This window comes from Streptomyces sp. NPDC059740, from assembly GCF_042733155.1.
Taxonomy (GTDB): Bacteria; Actinomycetota; Actinomycetes; order Streptomycetales; family Streptomycetaceae; genus Streptomyces.
The window spans coordinates 102,156-120,208 of the sequence record NZ_JBHWGP010000007.1 but is presented as its reverse complement, the minus strand read 5'-3'; the positions used below and the strand labels follow the sequence as shown (position 1 = coordinate 120,208).

The window sequence follows — 18,053 nt, the reverse complement described above, 5'->3', positions numbered from 1 at the left end:
CGGATGTGAGCGAAGACCGGAGACCGGCAGTGCGTGCCGGGACGTGCGCGCATGATCTCGCCGTCCCGCCACCATGGCGACGCTGGGGCCCGGCGCAGCAGTCCTGGTCGCCCGGAGAAGTGCCCGACCTGTCCGGGCGCATCGCGCTGGTCACCGGAGCCAGCCGCGGCATCGGTCTGGCAGTCGCCGAGCACCTGGCCCGTCACGGCGCTGAGGTGATCCTGGCCTGCGAGTGCGGCGAGGAGGCAGCCGCGGCGGCAGGAACGGTGCGGCGCCGGGTGCCGCGGGCTCACCCGGAGAGTGTCGCCTGTGACCTGGGCGACCTCGGGAAGGTCCGCGAAGCGGCTCGGCGCATCGCCCGCCTCACCGGAGGCCGGCTGGACATCCTGATCAACAACGCCGGTGTGGCCGCGCTCCCTCCCACCTGCAGCGCGGACGGCTACGAAGCCCATTTCGCCGTCAACCACCTCGGGCATTTCGCTCTCACCGGCCACCTGCTGCCCGCACTGCTGAACTCGCCCGAGCCGCGGGTGGTGAACGTGACGTCAGTGCTCCACTGGCTCGGCCGCTTCCGCCCCCACCAGATTCTCCGACCGGTCCCCTACCGCCGCTGGACGGCCTACTTCGACTCCAAGCTGGCCAACCTCCTGTTCACCCACGGCCTCCACACCTGGGCCAACGCCCGTGACCTGCCGCTGCGTTCACTCGCGGCCCATCCCGGCCTGGTCAACACCACGCTCGGCTCCCGGGCCCTGCGCACCGACGACCATCGTGCGCGGGCCCGGGCCCTGGAATGGCTTCAGGCCCGATGGCACAGTCCCGAACAGGCGGCCCTACCGCTGCTGCGCGCTGCCACCGACCCGCACCTCGCCGGCGGGACGCTGGTCGGCCCCGGCGGCCGATGGGAATGGTCCGGTCCCCCCGTACAGGCCAGAGCCGCACGCCGCGCCGGCGACTCCCGTAGCGCCGAGCACCTGTGGCGACTGTCGCAGCGACTCACCGGCCATCCCTTTCCCAGGGCAGCCCACCCCCGGGCCTCCCCGTCATGACCGGGCGATCCGCTGGAGCAACTGCCCGTCTGCACCGGAAACTCCTGCTGTGGGTGGGTTACAGTGGGCTTCTGCGCCGCTGGGGACCGCGCCTTCTCCCACGACTGGACCTCTGGACCTATCGCCGCACCAACGGCCGGTGGATGCCCAGCCGCCTGCTGCGTCCGGTGGCCGTACTGCACACCGTCAGCCGTGACGGCACACCACGGCTGACTCCCCTGCTCGCCGACCGGGACAGTTCAGGCGGTTTTCTGGTGGTGGCGACGAACTTCGGCCGGACACGGCACCCGAGATGGTCCGATCGCCTCCTGCGAGACCCTCGGGCCGTCATCAACTGGAGAGGTACTTCCGTTCGGGTCCGGGCCCGGCAGCTCACGCCGCAAGAACAAGATGCCGCCCGCGGACGGATTCTGCAGCTGATGCCCCCCTTCGACGCGTACGCCGAACGCAGCCACCGGAAGGTGCGGGTGTTCCTCCTCACGCCCCTCACAAGCGGCGAAAAAACATGAGCCGGTCCTGAGCCCGGCTTGTGCCGTGGCCAGTGCCGGCCGGCGACCGGTACGAGGACGACCGCGTACGAAGGAGGCGGCCTCCCCGGACCGCCCGGTTCACCGTCGCTGCCCTCGCTGTCGCCACCTCGGCGCGGCCCGGGCCGGTGCTGGTGGCCGGGGGTGTACGCGGTGGTGTGCGGCGACCGGGTTCACCGTTCCCAGAGCCTGCTCAGGTGGGCGTGGAGGACGTCCTGCGCGGCTTGGGGCGTGAGGTGGCCGACGAGGACCTGAGCGGTGAGGCCGTCCGTGAGCGCAAGGAGGGTGCGGGCCTCGCGTTGCGCGTCGAGGGGACGGGTCCGGTCGGCGCTCTCGCCGGCTTCGGAGACGAGACGGGCGAACGCGTTCTGCAGAGCTGCGTAGTTCGCTCTGAGCGTTTCGGCCAGCGCCTCGTCGACAGCCGCCTGTGCGACGAAGGCGAGCCAGACCCTGGCTTCGGCGCGATGCTCCTCGTCCAGCAGTGAGATCTCGGTGGCCGCGTGACCCAGGGCGGTGCCCGCCGACTGGGCCGGGCTCCTGACGAGACGGGCGTGCATGCGCTCGCTGATCCGCTCGCCGATGTACTCGAGAGCGAACACGAGCATCTCTTCCCTGGTGCGGAAGCACCGCTGAACCGCGCCCGTCGAGACCTGCGCACGGGCGGCGACGTCCCGGAACGTCACGCCCTCCAACCCGCGTTCGTCGGCGAGTTGGCAGACCGCCTCGGCGATGATGCGGCGCCGGCTCGCGTGATCCACCTGTCTGGGCACCCCTGCCGCCTCCCTGCTGTGCCGCGTTCCGCGTCGCGGGCCAGCTTATTCGATGCACCTGTATCGCTTCGAGGCTACAGTTCCGATACGAGCGCATCGATACGATGAGGAAGGCGAGACCATGCAGAGCCCCCTGTGGAGGATGCCGGCTGCCGCACAGGCGGACGCGGTGCGCAGCGGATCCGTCTCGGCTGCCGCACTGGTCGACAGCCACCTGGAGCGCATTGCCGAGGTCAACCCCCAGGTGAACGCGGTCACCCAACTCCTGGCAGGGCGCGCACGCCGGGCCGCCGAGGAGACGGACCGTCGGCGATCAGCCGGCGAGGTGCTGGGGCCGCTCGCGGGCGTGCCGTTCACGGTGAAGGAGAGCACTGCTGTCGAAGGCGTCCCGACCACGTTCGGCACGGAACGCTTCCGCGACCTGGTCGCACCGGCGGACGCACCTCCCGTTGCCCGACTGCGCGCAGCCGGGGCCATCCCGATCGGGCACAGCAACATGCCCACCTTGGCCCTCGCGGGCATGCACACGCGCAGCGAGCTGTTCGGCGACACCGCCAACCCGTGGGACCGCACCCGGACCCCGGGCGGCACCAGCGGTGGCGACGCGGTGGCCGTCGCCACCGGTATGGCAGGGTTCGGGCTCGGCAACGACTCCGGGGGCTCGGTGCGCATCCCCGCCCAGTTCTGCGGCGTGGCCGGACTGAAGCCGACCAGCGGACGTTTCCCCGCGGACCACCGCGTCCTCGGCTCCGACGACCCCGGTCCGGCGTCGCAGATCCTGGTCACGGACGGCCCGTTGGCCCGGAGCGTGCACGACCTGCGGCTGGTCCACGAGGTGCTGGCCGGCACCGACCCGCGTGACCCAAGGGCCGTACCGGTGCCCGTCCACGGAGAGCCGCTCCCGGGACCGGTGAAGGTCGCGGTCGTGGCGGACCCGGGTGGGCACGGCGTCCACCCGGTGGTCCGGGAGGCCGTCGAGGCCGCGGCCGAGGTGCTGCGGAACGCCGGGTACGAGGTTCGTGAGGTACCGGACGTGCCGCGACTGGACGAGGCACTCGAGGCGTACGGCCGGATCACCGTGACCGAGTTCGCCCCGACGTGGCCGGCGGTGCGCGGGCTGCTCGGAGCGGGCGGGGACCGTTACATCGAGATGGCCATGGAGCAGACCCCGCCGGTCGGCGTGGAGAAGTTCATGAAGCTGATGGGTACCTGGATGAACATCCGCCGTTCCTGGGCCGAGTTCCTCGACGCGTATCCGCTGCTGCTCGGCCCGGTGTTCACCGAACCACCCGTCGAGCCGGGGCTGGAGTCCCACAACAGGGCTGGGCGGGACCGGGTCGGCCTGGCCATGCGCCTGTGCACGGTGACCAGCTTCGTCGGCGTCCCCGGCGTGGCCGTACCGACCGGAGTGACCGACGGGCTGCCGACGGGGGTACAGGTCGTCGGGCGCGCGTTCCGTGAGGACCTGTGTCTGGCTGCGGCGCAGCTGATCGAGGAGCGGCTCGGCGTTCTCACACCGATCGACCCGCGTGAAGGGCGAGTCGATTGACCCCGTGGGCGACCGGGAACCCGCGGTCGGATCCGTCAAGCGCCTCAGGTGCGTCCGCTGGGACGGACGTCCTCACGGACGTCCTTCGTGACCGACGCCGCCGCAGTCCGGAGCCGGTTCACCGCGCGGGGCCGCCGGGCCGGCGCAGCTGGAGCAGGTCCCAGCGGTTCCCGTACAGGTCCCGGAACACGGCGACCGTGCCGTACGGCTCCTGCCGTGGTGATTCCTCGAACACGACTCCGGCCGCCCGCATCCGCGCGTAGTCGCGGTCGAACGCGTCGGTGTTCAGGAACCAGCCGACCCGGCCCCCGGTCTGGTCCCCGACACGGGCCTCCTGCTCACCGGTCACGGCTCTGGCCAGGAGCACGGCGGTCTCCCGTGCACCCGGCGGAGCGACCACCACCCACCGCTTGCCGTCGTCGAGCCGGGTGTCCTCCAGGAGTTCGAAGCCGAGGGCGTCCCGGTAGAAGGCGATGGCCTCGTCGTAGTCCTGCACCACGATGGTCGTCAGTCCGAGATGGGTCATCACGCGATCCTGCCTGCAGGACGTACGGACACACCACCCCCCCCCGCCCGGCCAGTCACGTCGCCGGCTGTCCGGCCCTGCCCCGCCGCCCCTCGGGGAGACCCGCGGGGCCGCGGCAGGACGGTGGTCGGCTCCCTTCTCCAGCCGGCCACGGCCCTCTCTGGTTCTGAGAAGCCGGCGCCCGGGGACGGGTCGCTGCGGGCCGTCAGCCGGCCTGGCGCTGCCCCTCGATCTGCACCAGGAGGGCCAGTTCGTCGTACACCCGCCACTCCTCGGTGATGTGCCCGTCCCGGACGAGGTAGTGGCTGATGCCGAGGACGGTGACCGGCTGACCGGTGGGCGGGCCGTAGGCAGGGACGCCGGTGTAGTGGCCCTCCAGCCGCCACACGGCCGCCACCCGGGTTCCGCGGTCAGCGGCGGTGTGGGCCGCCAGGTCGAGCACCGTGACCTGTGCGTCGGGGAGGCAGCCGAGCAGCGAGATCACCTCGTCGCGGTACTGGTCGCGGCCCTGGAGCGTACGGAAGCGGGTGGTGTGGCAGCGGACGTCGGGGGCGAAGAACCGCTCGGTGCGGTCCAGCAGGCACTGGTTCCACAGCTCGTGGAACTGGGTGAGTACCAGCTCGCACTCCGCCTTGTGCGCAGCAGGGCGGCCCCCGGAGACGCCGGCGGCCAGCAGGTCACCGCCGGGCTCCTGGACGGTGGGACACGCGGCACCGCCGTGCGCGGCGATCCCGGCGGCGACCTGAGCCGGGTCCAGGCCGAGGGAGCGCACCAGCTCGTACTCGTCGCGCACCAGCCACTCCTCGACGAACCAGCCGTCCCGCACCAGGCAGTGTGCGATGCCCCGGAAGGCGAAGGGGCGACCGGTGGGCGGGCCGTAGGCGCTGTGGCCGCGGTGGCTGCCGGTGTGCAGGGACCGGTGGGAGCTGAGGAACGCGTCGGCTCCGCGCGCCTCCCAGATGATGTCCTCAGCTCCGCCTATGCGGTCGGGGAAGGCGGTGATGCGCTGAAGCGTGCCGTGCACCACCGGTTCGACACCGGTGACGGTGCCCAGCGCACCGTGGACGACGACCTCGGGGGCGTAGCACTCGCGGATCAGTCCTACCCCCCTCTCCTGCCAGATACGGTCGGTCCAGACCCGGACGTACTCCTCGACCGTCGCGTACGGGGCGTGGGCGCCGGGATCGGGGGTGGTGGGTGTCGGCACAGGCCATCCCTCCTGGGGAACGGGTGGGGCGGAGGCCGTGCCGGGCAGGGGCTCCGGCGAAACGGCCGCGGGGGAGTCCCCCTGGGCGGCCTCCTGCAGACCACGCAGGAGGCCGGCGAAGGAGATCGCGGCGAGCCCGCCGAGGTAGAGGCAGACCGAGTACAGCCTCCCGGGCCGGCCCACGAGGGCGGTGGCGATCACGGTGGCGGTGCCGGAGAAGGGGGCGAACGGCACGTTGAAGCCGAGGGCCGTCGCGGTGACGCGCAGCCGGGTGGGCACCATCTCGGGCAGCCAGGCGGCGAGGGGCACGGCGATGCAGAACTCGGGTACCGGATAGATGAGCTGGGCGCCCGGCGCGGCGCCGAGGGTGCGGCCGTGCGCGACCCAGAAGCTCAGTGGGATCAGCACCACCGTGCACACGGACCCGGCCAGGAGCAGGGGCCTGCGACCGATCCGGTCCGGGAGGCGACCCGCGGCGGCGAGCAGCGGGATGAACACCGCCAGGGCGACCGCGTGGGCGACGGTTCGCCGATCCCGCTGTCCCGGGCTACCAGTAGATACGAATGCCAAACCGGAATGCCTCCTGCACGTGGATACTCTCAGGTGTCGTACGTGAGGAGCGTGGCCACTGTGCCGTTGACGGGGTGTCGTCCGGCGTCGCCTCGCCCATGGCGCGGTCCGTGAGGCGGTGTGGGCGGACGGGCACCGTAAACGTGCATACGTATGCGCAATTGTAGGTGTGCCCGTGAAGGGAGGGCAAGGCCCAGTGGGCTGGAACCCCCGGGCCGTCCACCCGCCCCGAACGGTCACCTCACGCACTGCCCGGTGGGCCGGGCTTGCCGTCGTCCTCCGTCCGCAGTGCCCGTGCAGCCCTGCCGTGCCGCCTGCGCCGGTACTCCCACTGTGCGCCGAGCGCCGCGCCGCCGAACACCACGTAGCCGACGCCCACGAGCCAGCTCTCCACCACGAGGACCGTGCCCACCGGACCGTAGGTGAGGGCGTTGGTCACCAGCAGCGGCGCGAAGAACAGCACGGACACCTCGCGCAGTCCGATGAGCCCGGTCATGGTCAGGAGGGCGCCGGGCAGCAGGGCCCGCCAGGAGACCCGGGAGCCGAGCAGCATGCGCTGCCCCCACCAGAAGAACAGAGTGCCGGTGACCAGTGTGACGGCGACCCGCAGTCCGCCGGGCGAGACGTCCGCGGTCTGCTCCTCGGCGTACAGGTAGACCACCAGCACCACCAGCCACAGCGTCTGTCGCCACAGGCGGTGCCAGAGCGCCGTGGTCAGCCCCCAGATCCGCTCGTAGCCGGTCTGCACGCACGCCGCGAAACTCAGGCCGAACAGCACGACGGCGAGCATGCTGAGTGCGCCGGTGGCCGTGAGGGCCTGCCCTGGCGCGTTGAACAGCGCGTGCACCTCCCGCGCCGCGTGGCCTGACAAACCCATGCCGTCCACGATCCACCTGCCGAAACCCCGCGGCCCGCGCGGATCGGTCGCCGCTACGACGATCAACAGCGGCGCGATGGTGACCAGGCCGAACGCCGCGAAGGCCATCGCGCGGTGAAGCAACTCCAACTCGTTGCCGACCCGCACAATCCGCCGGACGTCGCGTTCGAGCCGCTCAGCCGGACCCCACCGCACCGCTCGCCGCATGCTGTCCTCCCAGTGCGGGGACGCCGTCCTCGTCCGTCCGCCGCATCGCCTCGCCCGTCGCACACCCCGCAGCCACCGTGGTGCGCCCCACGGCCGGAGCCTTCGGGTCCCGGCCCTCAGGCGGGCCGGGACGGTCGTTCGGGGCCCGGTGGCCTGGTAAGTGCTTCGTTACCACAGGTGCTCCTTCCCTCTCGCGGGCGCGCGGGTCGTGGGGCCGGGAGCAGGCGAACGGCTCTCCGGGGCAGGGCGTGCACGCTTCCCTGAGCACGTCCGGCCCTCGCCCCCCACCGGCTGTCCCGGTCGGCTGCCGCCCTGTCGCTACCCTGTCAGCTTCCGGGCACCCTGCCCGCTGCCCGCACGGCTCGGTCTGCCCCTTCGCAGCCCGCCGTCCGGGTCGGGACCCGCTTCAGCCACCTCAGGTCGGCCACCCCGTACTGCACACTCGGGCCGCCAGTCGGGGGGCGTGGCCACCGTGCCACCAGAGCGGGGAGGGAAACCGGTGCGATCCGCCTCAGTAACGGTGGCCCGCGTACTGGGCATCGGCCGGCGCCATGCCGTCCGTGGTGGAGATCCCGACCGAGCCGGCTGCCCTGTGGCCCGGAGTCTCCCCGCCCCGACCGGTACGACGCTCACGGGACGTCGAGCAGGACCTTCCCGACCAGGCCCTCTTCGAGTGCGGCGTGGGCATCGGCGGCGCGCTCCAGCGCGAAGCGGTGCAACGGCAGTCCGGCCTCCTCACCCACGCGCAGCGCGCCCGCGCCCACGGCTGCCGTCACATCCGCGACTGCCTGCCGCTTCGCGGCGGTCGGCACGGTGTAGACGAAGACGCCCTGCCAGCGGAGGTTCGCCGGCAGCGAGGCAAGTACCGGGACCGAAAGCCGCTCGTCCTCGCCGCCCGAGTAGTAGGCCACCACCGCCCCCCGTGCAGCCACCGCGATGTCCAGACCGGCGTTGGCGCCCGGTGCGACCTCCACGACGATGTCGACACCCTCGGGGGCGAAGTCCCGGATCTCCCCGACCGCGTCCTGCCTGCGGTAGTCGACCACCCGGTGCGCACCGGCGGCGTGCGCCAGCGCGGCCTTGGCGGAACTGCTGACGGTGGTGATCACCCGAGCCCCCGCCCAGCAGGCGAGCTGTACGGCCGCATTGCCGACCGCACCGGCACCGCCCGCCACCAACACCGTCACACCCCGCAGAGAGCCGGGCGCGATGCGCCCGGGCCCGCCGTCGTGGACGGTCAGCGCGCGGTGGGCGGTCAGAGCAGGGATGCCCAGGGCCGCTCCGAGGTCGAACGAGGCGTGGTCGGGCAGGGGCACGGCATGCCGGTCGGGGACGAGCGTGTACTGCTGAGCCGTTCCCCAGGGCCGCTCCCAGGCGGCCTCCCACATCCACACCCGCTGCCCGACCCGCTCCGGATCGACCTGAGGACCGACGGCGTCGATCACCCCGGCACCGTCCTGGTGGGGCACCTGCTCGTCCACTCCCGCCGGAAGCGGACGCCGGCGGCTGCGCCAGTCCGTCGGGTTGACACCCGAGACACGCACCCGGACCCGCACCTCGCCCGGCCCGGGTTCGGGAACCGGCCGCTCGACGAATTGGAGGACCTCAGGTCCGCCGGCAGCCGTCCGCATGATGGCCTTCATCTCTCACCTGTCCTGCGCTCGTCCCTGCGGTGCGCCCGGCGCCGAGGAAGAGGATGCCGCTGCGCAGGGCCAGTTGATGAACTTCGCTGCGGAGCGAGGTATTCCGGGCGCCCGGCCACCACTGCCGGGGCTCAGCGCTGCCAGGCGCGCAGGGCACGCCGTCCACCGCAGGTGCAGCGGGCCCAGCAGCGTGTTCAGTGCGGTGACGGTTTGGGATGCAGGGCGTTGCCGACGGTGCAGCCGCCTTCTCCGGGCATGCGCTGGATGTGAGGCGGCACCCACACCTCGGTACTGCCGGGAGCCACGCGGGCCAGGAGGCAGTCCTGGGCGTCAAATCCGTTGCCCTTGACCGACAGGAGAACGCCGACCCGGCCGTCGTCTGCTTTCACCTCGGTACGGATCGCCGCATCAAGACGCAGTGCGGTGAGCGCACGCCGCACCCCCGCCTCGTCCACCCTGCCGTCCTTCGGTACGCGCGGAAGTGCTGCTCGGAGCTGCTCGTAGGGCAGCCGGGGCGGTTCGGGCGGCGGGGCGAAGGTCAGTGGGGGACCGTGCGGGCAGTCCACGTCACGGGGCTCCTCACCCCACTGCGAGTCGGGGGAGACCCGCACCGCGAAGCAGCGCCGCACCACGATCGCCTCAGGATCGAGCCATCCGCTGTACGCCGAGCCGGACGTGCGGACCACCACGTCGACACCGTCCGCGTCGCGCGTCGAGATCCCCGTCACCCGCAGCACGTCGACCCCGTCGAGGTGAGAAGCCGAGCGCCCGACCTCCTCGGCCGTGCGCGGTCGCTGACCGTAGAGCTGTTCGCCCACCTTCCTGGCCGCCTCCCGAGCAGCATCCGTCGCCTCCTCCTCGGACGACTGCACCACCCCGCACCCGACGGTCAACAGCAACAGCGGGGCGAGGAGCGGCAGTCGGCGCATACGTCCATCCTTGCGGTGCCGTGCGCGGCGGGCAACCGATCGCATGCGCGGGCCGGCCCAGGAACGATGCGGGGGAAGCGCCCAGTTCACGCAGGGGTAATGTCGTCCGGACTTGCCGCATCGGCGTCGCTGCGGCCGGACCGGTGTGTCCGACCTGGCACGGGACCACCGCGGTGGGCGCCGCCCGACCCGCCGAGGTGGACGCATGACCGAACTGAACCGACGGGGCTTCATCACCACGGCCGGTGCACTCACCCTCACCGCCGCCGCTGTCCTCCCCCCGGCAGCCGCCACCACGGCCGCAGCCGCCGAACCGGCACTCACCGAAGGCCCCGAGGACCGCGATCCCCGCCACCCGGAACCGACCGAGGAGTTCGCCGACGTCCTCGACCTGGGCGGCGTGCCCACGGCGGCGTTGCCCGGCGACTCGGCGGACAACAACCCGATCAACGTCTTCGCCGACCTCGGCGCCTGGCACGCCTACGCACTCCCGCGCGCCGACCAGCCCGACTCGCTCGGCGGTTTCACCGGCCCGCTCTACCTCGCGCAGGAGTACCCCTGGTGGCTGAGCAGCGGCTTCACCCGGATACGGCTTGTGGAGGACGGCAGGGAGCTGGACCTGGTGGGTGGCGGCACCCCGCGCCTCACCTCCCTGCCCGGGCTGCTGCGGCAGAGCTACCGGATCGGCTCCGGCCTCTCCCTGTGTCTGGAACTCCGCTACGCCTCCAACCGGACGGCGCTGGTGCGAGCCCTGCTGACCAATACGGGCCGCACCACCCGCACCCTCAGCGTGAGTTGGGGAGCCAGCTTGCTGCGCCCCGCGGACGGGCCGCAGCGGGACGCGCCGTCGCTGCACGCCACCGACCGGGGTGTGGCCGTCGGGTTCGCCCGGGTGCGGGAGGCTTCGGACTACCTGACGGACGGTACCGAACGCTTCGAGGTGACGTACCGGGAGGCCGTCCGCACCACGGTGCACGGGGACGGCTACCGGACCGAGCTGGTCGAGCCCGTCACCCTCGCACCCCGCGCCGCACGCACCCTGGACCGGGTCGAGAGCTACACCTTCACCGCCGCCGAACGCGAGCGTGACGCCGCAGCAGCCCGTCGTGCCCTGCTGGCACCTGTCGCGGTGGCCGCCCAGGGCACGGCCCGCTGGTCCACCTACCTCTCCCGGGCCACTCGTGGCGTGCCCGCCGACCGCCGCCGGCTGGCTGCCAAGTCGGTGCAGACGCTGATCACCAACTGGCGTTCCGCCGCGGGGAAGATCAGGCACGACGGCATCACCCCGTCCATCTCCTACAAGTGGTTCAGCGGCATGTGGGCCTGGGACACCTGGAAGCAGGCGGTCGGCACCGCACGCTTCGCCCCGGACCTGGGCGCCGACCAGATCCGGGCCATGTTCGACCACCAGATACAGCCTGACTCCGCCGACCGCCCGCAGGACGCCGGAATGATCCCGGACTGCGTCTTCTACAACGACCCCAGCACCGGCGGCACCAACTGGAACGAGCGCAACTCCAAGCCGCCCCTGGCCGCGTGGGCGGTCCTGGAGGTCTACCGGTACGGCGGTGACCGTGCCTTCCTGCGGGAGATGTATCCCAAGCTCGCCGCATACCAGGCGTGGTGGTACCGCAACCGCGACCACGACGGTGACGGTCTGGCCGAGTACGGAGCGACCGCCGATCCGGCCAACGACAGTGACGAACAGCGTCGGCTCGCCGCGTGCTGGGAGAGCGGGATGGACAACGCCCCGCGGTTTGACGCCGCGCTCGGCGCCACCAGCACCGAGAACCGCGCCGCCGACGGAAGCCTCCTGGGTTACTCGCTCCGGCAGGAGTCGGTGGACCTCAACGCCTACCTCGCCGCCGAGCAGGACTTCCTGGCGAAGATCGCCGACATCCTCGGCATGCCGGCCGAGGCCGCCAGGTGGCGCACCCGCGCGGCCGGGACACACCGGGCCGTGCGGAACCGGATGTACGACCAGGCTTCCGGTTGGTTCTACGACACCTCGCTGGACGGTGAGCCACTCACCGCGCGGGGCCGGGGCATCGAGGGCGCTGTGCCCCTGTGGGCCGGCACGGCGGACGCCGGGCAGGCGCGGGCGGTACGGCACAAGCTCACCGACCCGGCGGAGTTCGACACGTTCGTGCCCCTGCCGGTCACCGCCAAGAGCTCGCCGCACTACGACCCGACGGCGTACTGGCGCGGCACGGTCTGGATCGACCAGGCGTACTTCGCGCTCGAGGGGCTGCGCCGCTACGGCTACGACAGGGACGCCCGGGCCCTCACCGACAGGTTGATCAGCCGCGCCGCCGGTCTGAGCGGAAACGCACCGATCGGCGAGAACTACGACTCGGAGACCGGAAAGCAGCTGAACTCGACCAATTTCAGCTGGTCGGCGGCGCTTCTCCTGCCGCTGCTGGCCTGACCCGGGCCGCCCCACGGGTTCCCACCGTCCGCGTGACGCGCGGACGGTGGCTTGCCCGGCCGGTGCGTACGCACCGGCTCAGGAGGACGTGCAGGCGCGGGGGAGCGGGTCTCCGCCGCCCGATTCGAGTGGCGGAGGCCGCCCGCTCGGGCGGGGCGCGACACTGCCGCCGTCCGATCCCACCGGCGGGCCCCGGGGGGCGGGACCCTGCCGAGCCCCGCGCGGCCGTCCCGCTTCTCCAACTCACTGCTCCTCGGCGCCCGGTCCGGGCTGTGCGAGGCCGGCGAGCAGCAGGTCGATCATGCGGCGCGCCTGGTAGTCAGGGAAGGTCCCGGCACCGATGCACAGGTTGCCGATGGCGAGCATGAGGTCGTAGGCGCGGACGTCCGCGCGCGTCTGACCGGCGGCGGCGGAGGCGGTCAGCAACTGGTCGAGTACGGGCATCAGTCGTTCGACGAACTCGGCGTGCAGACTCTCGAACCCGGCCTGATCCGAGTGCATCGCCTCCGCCAGGCCGTGCTTGGTGACCAGGAAGTCGGCGAACCGGTCGACCCACGAGCGCAGGACGTCGTACGGGGTGCCGGCGGCAGGCGGCACGTCTGCGGTGGCGGCGAGGGCGTCGAGCTGGTGCCGGAAGACCGCGACGACCAGATCCGCCCGGGTGGGGAAGTGGCGGTAGATGGTGCCCATGCCGAGCCCCGACTCGGCGGCGATCTCCCGCACGGGGGCGTTGACCCCCGCACGGACGAACACCGCAGCGGCGGCGTCCAGGAGCGCCTGTTCGTTCCGGCGGACGTCGGACCTCTTGCGCCGACCGGTCCTGGGCGACGACGTGTTGTCCGGGGACATCGTGAACACCTCCCGTTGCAAAGCGGAGCGAGACTCCGTATCGTGATGCGGAGCAGGGCTCCGCATTTCCATCATCTCAGGGCGCTGCGCCGTGCAGGCACCTGCGCCCACCAGGAAAGGTATGCGCCTCATGACCCACGCCCCCTCCCTCCCCGTCGCCGACGACTCCACCACCCCGGTCGTCTCGGTCGCACCGATCGTGCTCGCCACCCCGGATCGCGGGCAGGACCTGCACATACGGGTCTCGGCCCCGACGAGGGGACGCGGTCTGCCGGTGGTCGTCCTCTCGCACGGCATGACCCTGACCATGAACGACTACGCCCCCCTGGCCGACTTCTGGGCCGCCCGCGGCTTCGTCGTCGTCCAGCCCGCGCACCTCGACTCGCTGGGACTGCTCCCCGACGACCCGCGCACGCCGCTCATCTGGCGGATCCGGACCGACGACCTGACCGTCGTCCTCGACCGGCTGGACGCCGTGGAGGCCGGTGTGCCCGGCCTCGCCGGACGCATCGACCGCGACCGCGTCGCGGTCGCCGGGCACTCCTGGGGCGCCCAGACCGCCAGCACACTCGCGGGGGCGCGAGTGCTCGACGCCGACGGCATCCCTGGCGAGAACGCGGCCGACCCGCGCGTGGGGGCGGCGCTGCTGTTGTGCCTGCCAGGCGCCGGCGGCGCCGACCTGAGTCCGCTCGCGAGCCAGTACTTCCCGTTCATGCATCCTGATTTCGCCCAGATGAAGACGCCGAGCCTGGTCGTCGCCGGAGACCGCGACCAGTCCCCGCTGACGGTGCGCGGCCCCGACTGGTTCACTGACGGCTACCACCTCAGCCCGGGTGCCACCGATCTCCTGACCCTGTTCGGCGCGGAACACGGGCTCGGCGGCATCCAGGGGACCCACGACACGCGGACCACCGACGAGAGCCCCGAGCGTGTCGCCCTCGTCCAGCACGCGACCCTGGCGTATCTGCGCACCGCACTGGGCCTCGACGGCGACGCGTGGCCCGCAGTCCGTCGGGCCCTGGCCGCGGCCGACGACCCCCTGGGGCGGATCGACTCCAAGTGACCGACCGCCTCGCGATGCCGGTCCGACCGCCCTCCGTCGCTCGGCGGCGAACGGGAGGCCCCGGTACCGCCGTGGCGGAGGTCGCGACAGTGAGCGTGTGCGCGTTCCGTGCCGGCCCCGACCGTCCGTCATGGCCGGAGGGTTGGGAGCGCTGTGTTTCCGCGCCGGGCGGGCCGGCGCCCGGGGGCCGGCCGGGCGAGGCCGAGAAGAAGGGTCCGTAAGCCCGGACGAAAATCCCTTGCCCAATGGTCAAGAAATGTTGACCATTGGGTCATGCCTACCGATGACGTCCCCGAGGCGTTTCACGTCACCACTGACGAGCAGCTACGCGCCGTCTCCAGTCTCACGCGTCACCGGATCATGGCGGTGCTCCGCTTCGAGCCCGCGACGATCACGCAGATCGCCGAGCGAGTGGGCCTCGCGAAGGGGAGTTCCAGCTATCACGTACGGCTGCTGGAGCGGGCCGGCCTGGTGAAGGTGGTGCGGACGCGGAAGGTCCGGGGAGTCACCGAGCGGTACTACGCGATGGCCGCACGGGCGATCGTGCTGCCGGATCCGGGCGAGGGAGGCCCGGACGTGCTGATGCGGCATGCGGTGGCGGACCTGGAGGCGGCACCGGCGGCGGGCGAGCGGTACGTGCGGATGGCGCATCTGCGGCTCAGCGAGGAGCATTTCGCGGAGTTGGGCGCGCGGTTGGAGGCGCTGGCGCAGGAGTACCGCGAGCTGTCCGATCCGTCGCTGCCGGACGCTTCACTCGTCTTCGCGCTGTTCCACCCGGCATCGCGCGAGCAGACCGAAGGCGAGAACAAGTGACGTCAGCCGTTGGGAAGTTGCCGATCGGGTTCGGACGGTTGTGGACTGCGCAGACGGTGTCCTCGCTCGGTGACGGGGTGACGCATGCCGCGCTGCCGCTGCTCGCGTTGACCTTGACGCGGGACCCGATGGAGCTCGCCGTCGTCACGGCCGCCGGAACGCTGCCGTGGCTGCTCTTCGGGGTGCTCGGCGGCGCGTTGGTGGACCGCTGGGACCGGCGGCGCACGATGTGGGTCACGGACGCGCTGCGTGCGGCGCTGCTCGCGATACCCGCGGTGGCGGCCGCACTCGACGCGCTGAGCATTGCGCTGCTCGCGGCCGTCGCCTTCCTGCTCGGCCTCGGCGCACTGTTCTTCGACACGGCCGCCACGGCCTTCCTGCCGGATCTGCTCGGCCGCGACCCCGTGCTCCTGGAGCGGGCCAACTCCCGCTTGCGCGGCGCTCAGAGCGCCACGTCCGGCTTCGTGGGGCCGCCCGCGGGCAGTGCGCTGCTCGCGCTCGGGCGAACGGCTCCGCTGCTCGCCGACGCGGTGTCCTTCCTGCTCTCCGCGCTGCTCGTACGGTCGCTCCCGCCGGTACCCCGGCCGGCGCCGGAGCTTCGCGAGCCCCTGTTCCGGCAGGCGCGGGCCGGGGCCTCGTACGTCTTCCGGGACCGGCTGCTGCTCGGGCTCGCGCTCCGCCCGGCGGTCGGGAACATCGCCTTCCTCGCCGTGGAGACCGTCCTCGCCCTCTTCGCGCACGACCGCCTCGGCACCGGCACCTACGGCTTCGGCCTGCTCCTCACAGCGGAGGCCACCGGCGGCCTCCTCGGTGCGGGCGTCGCCTCCCGTATTGGCCGGCGACTGGGCACCGGCACCGCGCTGACCTGCACGGCCGCAGCCGAAGGGCTCGCCGTCCTGGGTCTCGCCGCCGCCCCGAACCCGTACGTGGCCGGGCTGGCGCTCGCCGTCTGCGGGGCCGGCATGGGCGCCACGACGGTGCTCGGTCCCTCCCTCCGGCAGGCGATCGTCCCGGCCCACCTCATGGGCCGGGTGGCCTCCACCTCCCGCATGCTCGCCATGTGCGCCGCCCCCGTGGGGGCCTTCCTCGGCGGTTGGCTGGCCACCACCTACGACGTCCGCACCCCGCTCGCCGCCGCCGCCGTCCTCCTCCTCGCGATGACGGGCGTCACGGCCACCATGACCACCAACCGCCGGGTCGAAGCCTCGCTGCGTGCCGCGGCCCCGGCCCCCGGTCCGGGCCAGCCGGCGGCTTAGCAGGTTCCCGCGCGGAGAGTCGAGGCGCGCTGAGAGGGCGGGGCCCGGTTGGACTGCTGGGGCCGTGGGGTGGCTCAGCCGCGCAGAGCCGAGGTGAAGATGCCCGGCAGCCGGGCCGGCCTGGGGTCAGTGGTGTAGGCCGTGAGGCGGGCCATGGTGGTGCGTCCGGTGCGGTTGGTGACGTAGTAGGGCGGCCGTGGGGAAAGCGAGGGCGAGCCGGCGAACAGGCCGCGCGGCGCAGGAGCGAAGGGTGCCCGCAGGACGGTCTTCTCCACGTCCTCCAGCATGAACGCGTTGTGCACGAAACCGACGCCGCTGCCGATGCTCCGGCGGGTGTGGCCGGGGAAGGCGCCCCACGGCGTGTAGCCGAGCAGGAAACCGAAGGCCGACCAGCAGTTGACGCCGAGTGTGCCGTAGCGCAGCGCGGCGACGGCCTCGTCCACGGCGGCGCGGTGGACGCGCTGGGTACGGGGGTGTACGAGCAGGGTGGCGCCGAGGGTGCCGGGCAGCCTGTCGTTGGCGAAGTCGGTGGCCGCGCGGAGGAACGCGGGCGCGTCGTCGCCCGGCAGCCGCACCACGCCCAGGGCGCTGGCGAACACCTCGTCCGTGAGCATCACGTCGGCGCCGCCGTCGACGTCCGGGACCAGGACGCGGCTTGTGCCTTGGCCGTAGGTCTCGGCGTCGGGATGCGCGCCGATCACCGCTGCCAGGCGGTCGGCGGCGCCGGGGTAGTAGTCCTGGCGCTGCGGCAACTCCTGCAGTACGCGACGGATCTCGGTGAGCAGTCGCTCGGTGCCGTCCCAGTCGCGCGGCACGAGCAGCACCTGGGTGGCGACGCAGTTGTGGCCGGAGTTGTTCAGCTTGCTGGTGACGACGTGCTCGGCCTGGAAGCGGAAGTCGGCGGCGCTCCAGGGGCCGGGTGTCACGATGCAGGGGCTCACACCGCCCAGTTCGCTGGTGAACGGCTTGTCGTTGAGCGGGGTGTCCGTGCGCCGGCGTTCCTCGCTGTGCGCGTCGGTGCCCCACACGATCGCGTCGTGGGTCCGCTCGCTGCCGGTGACGTGGATGGTGTCGACGTCGTCGTGGCAGGTGAGGTAGGCACCTTCCGCAGCGCCGCCGTCGACGAAGCGGACCCAGCCGTGGGCGACGAACTCCGCGAAGACCGCCTCGAAGTGGGGACGGAGGTGGGCGTTGACCGGGTTCATCTTGGCCAGGACGACCTGGCCCTGCGTGTACAGCTTGTGCAGGACGTCGAGCGGGGTGATCGCAGGGACGTTGCCGGCGCCGAGCACCAGGGCGACGGCCGGTTCGCCAGGCCGGCCGCGGTACTCGCCGGCGGCGCGGGCCAGGGCCTGCTCACGGGTCGTGCCGGGCAGGGTCCACACCTCGGCGGTGAAGCCGCTGAGCAGGAGGCGGTCGGCGCCGGTTGCGGGGAAGACGTCGACGACGGTGCGGCCCTCGCGGGAGCGCACGGCCCTCGCGGGCAGCGGTTCGCGCCCGGCGGCCAGGCGCCGCAGCACGTGCAGGTAGGCACTGACGGTCTGGGCCAGCGCCCAGGGCGCAGCGACCCAGTCCTCCGCTGCCCAGCCGGACTGCGGCTCGTAGCCCTTGGCGGTGGCGGAGGCGACGACCATGGCGGATGCCCCCTGACCTGTCCGGCGGAGCATCCTCTCCAGCAGGCCGATGCGCTCGGCCAGTGACGTGGTGGTCCACGACTCGGCGTGCCTGCGCAGGTCGGCGAGGGCCAGGTCGAGGGGGGCGGTGTCGAGTGGGGGCGCGGTGGTCAAGGT

General features: G+C 72.4%; 15 protein-coding genes. 7 read left to right on the top strand and 8 right to left on the bottom strand.

Annotated elements, in window-relative coordinates; translation table 11 throughout:
* Positions 1 to 119 precede the first annotated feature (119 nt).
* Both ACFV3R_RS11670 and ACFV3R_RS11665 read left to right on the top strand, forming a co-directional pair.
* Positions 120 to 1,049: an SDR family NAD(P)-dependent oxidoreductase gene (locus ACFV3R_RS11670; protein ID WP_385579437.1), complete on the top strand. Its 930-nt coding sequence runs from the start codon at positions 120 to 122 to the stop codon at positions 1,047 to 1,049.
* The gene (locus tag ACFV3R_RS11665) at positions 1,046 to 1,558 is read left to right on the top strand and encodes a nitroreductase/quinone reductase family protein (protein WP_385579434.1); all 513 of its coding nucleotides are present in this window, start codon (positions 1,046 to 1,048) and stop codon (positions 1,556 to 1,558) included. Before ACFV3R_RS11670 ends, ACFV3R_RS11665 begins: the two co-directional genes overlap by 4 nt.
* 191 nt (positions 1,559 to 1,749) lie before the next feature.
* Here ACFV3R_RS11665 and ACFV3R_RS11660 read toward each other — a convergent pair whose 3' ends face one another.
* Positions 1,750 to 2,346: a TetR/AcrR family transcriptional regulator gene (locus ACFV3R_RS11660; protein WP_385579431.1), complete on the bottom strand. Its 597-nt coding sequence runs from the start codon at positions 2,344 to 2,346 to the stop codon at positions 1,750 to 1,752.
* A 121-nt stretch (positions 2,347 to 2,467) separates the two neighbouring features.
* Between ACFV3R_RS11660 and ACFV3R_RS11655 the strand changes: the two genes are divergently transcribed.
* A complete protein-coding gene (locus ACFV3R_RS11655; protein ID WP_385579428.1) occupies positions 2,468 to 3,895 on the top strand; it encodes an amidase in 1,428 nt (475 codons plus the stop codon).
* A 118-nt stretch (positions 3,896 to 4,013) separates the two neighbouring features.
* Here ACFV3R_RS11655 and ACFV3R_RS11650 read toward each other — a convergent pair whose 3' ends face one another.
* From ACFV3R_RS11650 to ACFV3R_RS11630, 5 genes are all read right to left on the bottom strand, one after another.
* The gene (locus tag ACFV3R_RS11650) at positions 4,014 to 4,421 is read right to left on the bottom strand and encodes a VOC family protein (protein ID WP_385579425.1); all 408 of its coding nucleotides are present in this window, start codon (positions 4,419 to 4,421) and stop codon (positions 4,014 to 4,016) included.
* 205 nt (positions 4,422 to 4,626) lie between these two features.
* A complete protein-coding gene (locus tag ACFV3R_RS11645; protein WP_385579422.1) occupies positions 4,627 to 6,198 on the bottom strand; it encodes an ester cyclase in 1,572 nt (523 codons plus the stop codon).
* A 241-nt stretch (positions 6,199 to 6,439) separates the two neighbouring features.
* On the bottom strand, positions 6,440 to 7,282 hold the full coding sequence (locus tag ACFV3R_RS11640) for a ribonuclease BN (protein ID WP_385579419.1): 843 nt from the start codon (positions 7,280 to 7,282) through the stop codon (positions 6,440 to 6,442).
* A gap of 629 nt (positions 7,283 to 7,911) precedes the next feature.
* Positions 7,912 to 8,925 carry an NADPH:quinone reductase gene (locus ACFV3R_RS11635; RefSeq protein WP_385579416.1) on the bottom strand — a complete coding sequence of 338 codons (1,014 nt, stop codon included), beginning with the start codon at positions 8,923 to 8,925 and terminating at the stop codon, positions 7,912 to 7,914.
* Positions 8,926 to 9,119: 194 nt separating this feature from the next.
* Positions 9,120 to 9,854 carry a translation initiation factor IF-2 gene (locus ACFV3R_RS11630; RefSeq protein WP_385579413.1) on the bottom strand — a complete coding sequence of 245 codons (735 nt, stop codon included), beginning with the start codon at positions 9,852 to 9,854 and terminating at the stop codon, positions 9,120 to 9,122.
* 205 nt (positions 9,855 to 10,059) lie between these two features.
* On the opposite strand from ACFV3R_RS11630, the gene ACFV3R_RS11625 reads away from it, so the two are divergent.
* Positions 10,060 to 12,282 (top strand): trehalase family glycosidase, encoded by a 2,223-nt coding sequence (locus ACFV3R_RS11625; protein WP_385579412.1) that lies wholly within the window; start codon positions 10,060 to 10,062, stop codon positions 12,280 to 12,282.
* 243 nt (positions 12,283 to 12,525) lie between these two features.
* Here ACFV3R_RS11625 and ACFV3R_RS11620 read toward each other — a convergent pair whose 3' ends face one another.
* A complete protein-coding gene (locus ACFV3R_RS11620; protein WP_385579408.1) occupies positions 12,526 to 13,131 on the bottom strand; it encodes a TetR/AcrR family transcriptional regulator in 606 nt (201 codons plus the stop codon).
* Positions 13,132 to 13,261: 130 nt separating this feature from the next.
* On the opposite strand from ACFV3R_RS11620, the gene ACFV3R_RS11615 reads away from it, so the two are divergent.
* The 3 genes from ACFV3R_RS11615 (at position 13,262) to ACFV3R_RS11605 (ending at position 16,263) form a co-directional block, all read left to right on the top strand.
* Complete coding sequence (locus ACFV3R_RS11615; protein ID WP_385579406.1) at positions 13,262 to 14,194, top strand: alpha/beta hydrolase family protein; 933 nt, start codon at positions 13,262 to 13,264, stop codon at positions 14,192 to 14,194.
* Positions 14,195 to 14,467: 273 nt separating this feature from the next.
* Complete coding sequence (locus ACFV3R_RS11610) at positions 14,468 to 15,007, top strand: ArsR/SmtB family transcription factor (RefSeq protein WP_385579403.1); 540 nt, start codon at positions 14,468 to 14,470, stop codon at positions 15,005 to 15,007.
* The gene (locus ACFV3R_RS11605) at positions 15,004 to 16,263 is read left to right on the top strand and encodes an MFS transporter (protein ID WP_385579400.1); all 1,260 of its coding nucleotides are present in this window, start codon (positions 15,004 to 15,006) and stop codon (positions 16,261 to 16,263) included. The genes ACFV3R_RS11610 and ACFV3R_RS11605 overlap by 4 nt, the downstream gene beginning before the upstream one ends.
* Positions 16,264 to 16,337: 74 nt before the next feature.
* On the opposite strand, the gene ACFV3R_RS11600 is transcribed toward ACFV3R_RS11605, so the two are convergent.
* Positions 16,338 to 18,050: an aldehyde dehydrogenase family protein gene (locus tag ACFV3R_RS11600; protein WP_385579397.1), complete on the bottom strand. Its 1,713-nt coding sequence runs from the start codon at positions 18,048 to 18,050 to the stop codon at positions 16,338 to 16,340.
* Positions 18,051 to 18,053 lie beyond the last annotated feature (3 nt).

What these genes read in the sequence shown, in the direction of transcription:
- ACFV3R_RS11665 (WP_385579434.1), top strand. Translation starts at nt 1,046, where the DNA reads ATGACCGGGCGATCCGCTGGAGCAACTGCCCGTCTGCACCGGAAACTC.
- ACFV3R_RS11655 (WP_385579428.1), top strand. Translation starts at nt 2,468, where the DNA reads ATGCAGAGCCCCCTGTGGAGGATGCCGGCTGCCGCACAGGCGGACGCG.
- ACFV3R_RS11650 (WP_385579425.1), bottom strand. Translation starts at nt 4,421, where the DNA reads ATGACCCATCTCGGACTGACGACCATCGTGGTGCAGGACTACGACGAG.
- ACFV3R_RS11640 (WP_385579419.1), bottom strand. Translation starts at nt 7,282, where the DNA reads ATGCGGCGAGCGGTGCGGTGGGGTCCGGCTGAGCGGCTCGAACGCGAC.
- ACFV3R_RS11635 (WP_385579416.1), bottom strand. Translation starts at nt 8,925, where the DNA reads ATGAAGGCCATCATGCGGACGGCTGCCGGCGGACCTGAGGTCCTCCAA.
- ACFV3R_RS11630 (WP_385579413.1), bottom strand. Translation starts at nt 9,854, where the DNA reads ATGCGCCGACTGCCGCTCCTCGCCCCGCTGTTGCTGTTGACCGTCGGG.
- ACFV3R_RS11625 (WP_385579412.1), top strand. Translation starts at nt 10,060, where the DNA reads ATGACCGAACTGAACCGACGGGGCTTCATCACCACGGCCGGTGCACTC.
- ACFV3R_RS11620 (WP_385579408.1), bottom strand. Translation starts at nt 13,131, where the DNA reads ATGTCCCCGGACAACACGTCGTCGCCCAGGACCGGTCGGCGCAAGAGG.
- ACFV3R_RS11615 (WP_385579406.1), top strand. Translation starts at nt 13,262, where the DNA reads ATGACCCACGCCCCCTCCCTCCCCGTCGCCGACGACTCCACCACCCCG.
- ACFV3R_RS11610 (WP_385579403.1), top strand. Translation starts at nt 14,468, where the DNA reads ATGCCTACCGATGACGTCCCCGAGGCGTTTCACGTCACCACTGACGAG.